3 protein-coding genes are annotated in these 3876 nt (G+C 71.3%); 1 reads left to right on the top strand and 2 read right to left on the bottom strand.

All coding sequences use genetic code 11. The features are described 5' to 3' along the window. Positions 1 to 193: 193 nt before the first annotated feature. Together VLK66_RS22995 and VLK66_RS22990 are read right to left on the bottom strand one after the other, a co-directional pair. A complete protein-coding gene (locus tag VLK66_RS22995) occupies positions 194 to 1564 on the bottom strand; it encodes a hypothetical protein (RefSeq protein ID WP_325311833.1) in 1371 nt (456 codons plus the stop codon). Positions 1565 to 1816: 252 nt separating this feature from the next. Beyond that, positions 1817 to 2416 carry a TetR/AcrR family transcriptional regulator gene (locus tag VLK66_RS22990; RefSeq protein ID WP_325311832.1) on the bottom strand — a complete coding sequence of 200 codons (600 nt, stop codon included), beginning with the start codon at positions 2414 to 2416 and terminating at the stop codon, positions 1817 to 1819. 297 nt (positions 2417 to 2713) lie between these two features. Here VLK66_RS22990 and VLK66_RS22985 point away from each other — a divergent pair, with 297 nt between their 5' ends. Beyond that, the gene (locus VLK66_RS22985; RefSeq protein WP_325311831.1) at positions 2714 to 3712 is read left to right on the top strand and encodes an SDR family NAD(P)-dependent oxidoreductase; all 999 of its coding nucleotides are present in this window, start codon (positions 2714 to 2716) and stop codon (positions 3710 to 3712) included. The last annotated feature ends 164 nt before the right edge of the window (positions 3713 to 3876 follow it).

Below are 3876 nucleotides of genomic sequence, written 5' to 3'. Positions count from 1 at the left end.
GCTTCCGCGCACCGATTCCGGTGCGAAACAGGACGAAACGGCACGCCCGGAGCTCCCCTGGACGCTGGGCCTGCTGACGACCCCCGGTTTGAGGAGTCGGGCGAAGCCCAAGCACTGTTTTTTAGCATCCTGTTAGGACTTGGGACTTAGGACTTCTGTTTGCCGTTTGACCCAGCGGCGGGGGGATTGTTCCTCACCTCGCCGAAGCCTCGCGGCGCACGTTGGCCGCGGCCAGGCAGGCGTCCGCGAAGCCCGCCTCGGCGCCGCCGCAGATGGCCGCCATCCGCTCGTCGTCGCGCGTGGATATGCGGATGCGGCGCGCGGCGGCCTGGTAGCACGCCGTCTTCCGCTCCGCGCCCTCGGCCGCGCGGCAGAGGGCGAACGCATCGTCGACCTTCAGGTTCACCTCGTACAGCGAGACGGCGGCGCCCTGCAGGCACCCGATCTCCGCGGCGGCCATCCCGGTGCGGTGGCAGAGCTCCGCCGTGCGCCGCGGATCGCGTGCGGCGTACGAGGTCATGTCGCGGCCCACGCTGGCGTAGCAGGTGCGCACGGCGGCCGCGGGCGCGGTGGAGCAGGCGCGCGCCGTCTTCGCCACGTCGCCGTCGTTCTGCGCCAGGATGGCCGACGTCTGGATCATGTAGCATTCCTGCTGGTACCGGTCGCCGACCACGTTGCACGGGTAGAGCGGGTCGTTGCGGTCCAGCGGCTTCCACGCGGGGAGCGTGTCGTGCCGCATCGCGCCGTGGTCCATCGCCATCCCGCCGTGATCCATCCCCTCGTGATGCGCGGAGTCGTGGTCCGTCGCCCCGTGATCCCCCTCTCCATGCCCTTCGGTGCCGTGCTGGTGCCCGGCGGCCACGGCGGCGTGCGCCTGGGCGGTGTGCTCGGGGTGGGTGACGGCCACGATGTTCTCCATGAACGCGCCGCCCCAGCAGTTGGAGCGCGCGCCGTGGTCCGCCAGCTGGTCGCACTTCTCCAGCGCCGCCGGCAGCCGGCCGCTGGTGACGGCCAGCAGCCCGTGCCCCATCCCGTGCGCGCACTGGTTGTACAGCTCCGGGTCGGCGCGGTGCGGCGCGCAGACGGCGTTCAGGTCGTCGGCGGTCACGCCGCCCTTCCGGCGGGCCAGGTCCAGGAAGTAGCCCTGGATGACGCCGTGGTAGCAGCCGGAGATCTGGGTGTTGGGGCACGCCGCGAAGGTGGCCGCGACGGTCTCGGGCGATCGGTACGCCGCGATGCCCAGGCCGTGCGCCAGCCCGTGCGCCTCCACGCGCAGATACGAGTCGCGCTCGGCGATGCGGTCCAGCGCCGCCATCGCGCGGGCGATGCCGGAGCGCTCCAGCACCTCGTCCAGCGCCCGCTCGGCGCACGTGCGGCGGTGCTCCGGGAATCCGCGGCAGCCGGTGACGATGACCACGGCGACGGAATCGGCGCTGGCGCCGGTATCCGGCAGCGCGAGCGCCGCCTCGAAGCGCGGCGACGCCGCGGGAACGTTGTGCGGGCCGCACGCGGCGAGCACGGCCAGGGTGGAGAGCGTGAGGATGCGAAGGGCGTGGGTGCGCATTCGGCGTCGGGCCAGGTGTGAGTCGCTGGGGGACGGGGAATAGATGCATCGCGGACGCGCGAACCGATAGATGCGCCGCTTGTTTGTCGGGGGATGAGGATGGGGGGTGATGCCCGGAAGGCCCCGGAAGGCCCCGGAAGGCCCCGGAAGGGCGAATGAATTCGCGGCAACAACGGCCCGAAGTCCGCCTTCGCGGACTCCCCGTCCGGCATCCGGGCGATGCACCAGCTTGGTGGCGAGATGGCGAGGCGATCAGACGCTTGCGCGGCGCGGGCGATAGGGCGCGAGGAGGGTTTCCAGGTCGCGGCGGAGCCAGGCCGCGAGGGGGCCGTCGCGGTGGATGGCCCAGGTGAGGAGCGAGCCGTCGTGCGTGGCCTTCACCGCGCTGGCAAGGCGGCCCGTGCCGTGCACCGCCAGCTGGCCCGCGGCCACGGCATCGTCGAGCAGCGCGCGGATGCCGGCGCGGATCTCGTCCGATGCCTGGACGGCGAGGGCGCGGAACACCGGGTCGGTCAGGTCCATCTGCAGGAACGCGAGATGGTTCGCCAGCGCCTCGGGGGAATCGAACCAGCGCGAGCCCTCGATCAGCGCGTCCACCAGCGCGGCGAGCGGCGATGCGCTGGCGGCGCGCGCGCGGTCGAAGCCGGCGCGGTTCTGCTCCGCGCCGTAGCGCGAGACGGCCAGCAGCAGCCCGCGCTTGCTGCCGAAGCGCTGCACCAGCGTCGCCGGCGCGAGCCCCGCCTCGTCGGCGACGTGGGCGAGCGTGAGCCGCGCGGGTCCGGCGCGGGAGATCGCGCGGATGGCGGCCTCCAGGATCGCGGCGTCGGTCGCGGTTTTCAGGCGTGGGGACATGAGGCTTGCCCAGTTGTGAATGATCGTTCATTTATTCTAAATTGTTGATGTTGCAGACGCCAGAAAGAAGATTGGAGCATCTATCCAGGCTCGCGTGCTGCGGGCTGGCCCCGTCACCGGCGACTGAAGTTGCAGCAACAACTACGGGAAGCCTCGCAAACTGCGCGAGGCTGTTCGGCTCGGAGGTCAGATCCGGCGCCGGAGGACGCCTCCCTTTCATCCATTGTGGTCGCGAAGCGCGGTGTTCGACTCAGGACGACGTCCAACGCGAGGTGGGATATGGAAGAGGAAAGGCGATTGCGCGGCAGGGTCGCGGTGGTGACGGGGGCGAGCCGGGGGGCGGGGCGCGCGATCGCGGCGGTGCTGGGGGAGCGCGGGGCCACGGTGTACGTGACGGGGCGCAGCTCGCGCGCGGAGCCGGTGGCCGGGCGTACGGCGGGGACGGTGGAGGACACCGCCGACGAAGTCACCGCGCGCGGCGGCGAGGGGATCGCGGTGGTGTGCGACCACACCGACGCGGCACAGGTGGAGGCGCTGTTCGAGCGCGTGGGCCGCGAGCGCGGCCGCATCGACGTCCTGGTGAACAACGCCTGGGGCGGGTACGAGCGGATGAACGAGTCCCCCGGCCCGTTCTGGGCGCAGCCCGTGGACGTGCACTGGCGCGGGATGTTCGAGGCCGGCGTCCACGCGCACCTCCTCTCCGTGCGCCACGCGACCCCGCTCATGCTACCTCCGGACGCGCCGCGGGACGTGCGCATGACCGGCGTCTGCGCGCGGTGCGGGCTGGCCGTGCTGCAGGGCGAGGCGTCGGAGCCCGGCGAGCGCGGGTTCCTGCTGCACGCGTACGACTGCGTCGCCGCGGCCCAGGCGGTGCCGGCGCGGGCGCTGATCGTGAGCACCATCGCCTGGCTGTTCGACCGCTACGTGGGGAACCTGTTCTACGACACGGCCAAGGGGGCGGTGGTGCGGATGGCGTGGGGATTGTCGCGCGAGCTGCGGCGCTACGGGATCGCGTCGGTGGCGCTGGCGCCGGGGTTCATGCGCACCGAGCGGGTGATGGAGGCGCACGCGAAGCATCCGTTCGACCTGGACCAGACCGAGAGCCCGGAGTACACCGGCCGCGCCGTGGCCGCGATGGCGGAAGATGCGGACGTGATGCGCTGGACCGGCCGCGTGCTCACCTCGGGCGAGCTGGCGCGCGCGTACGGCTTCACCGACATCGACGGGACGCAGCCGGAGCCGTTTCGCATTCCGGGCGACGAGGCGGTGCCGGGGAGGGAGATGGGGAAGTCCTGAGTCCTGAGTCCTAAGTCCTAAGTCCTAAGTGCTGAGTCCTAAGTGCTGAGTGCTGAGTGCTGAGTGCTGAGTGCTGAGTGCTGAGTGCTGAGTGCTGAGTGCTGAGTGCTGAGTGCTGAGTGCTGAGTGCTGAGTGCTGAGTGCTGAGTGCTGAGTGCTGAGTG

Origin of the sequence: Longimicrobium sp., assembly GCF_035474595.1 — a bacterium.
Classification (GTDB): domain Bacteria; phylum Gemmatimonadota; class Gemmatimonadetes; order Longimicrobiales; family Longimicrobiaceae; genus Longimicrobium.
This window is presented reverse-complemented; position numbering and strand designations above follow the sequence as displayed.

Excerpts from the sequence above, each read along its gene's own strand:
- VLK66_RS22990 (WP_325311832.1), bottom strand. The coding sequence starts at position 2,416 with ATGTCCCCACGCCTGAAAACCGCGACCGACGCCGCGATCCTGGAGGCC.
- VLK66_RS22995 (WP_325311833.1), bottom strand. The coding sequence starts at position 1,564 with ATGCGCACCCACGCCCTTCGCATCCTCACGCTCTCCACCCTGGCCGTG.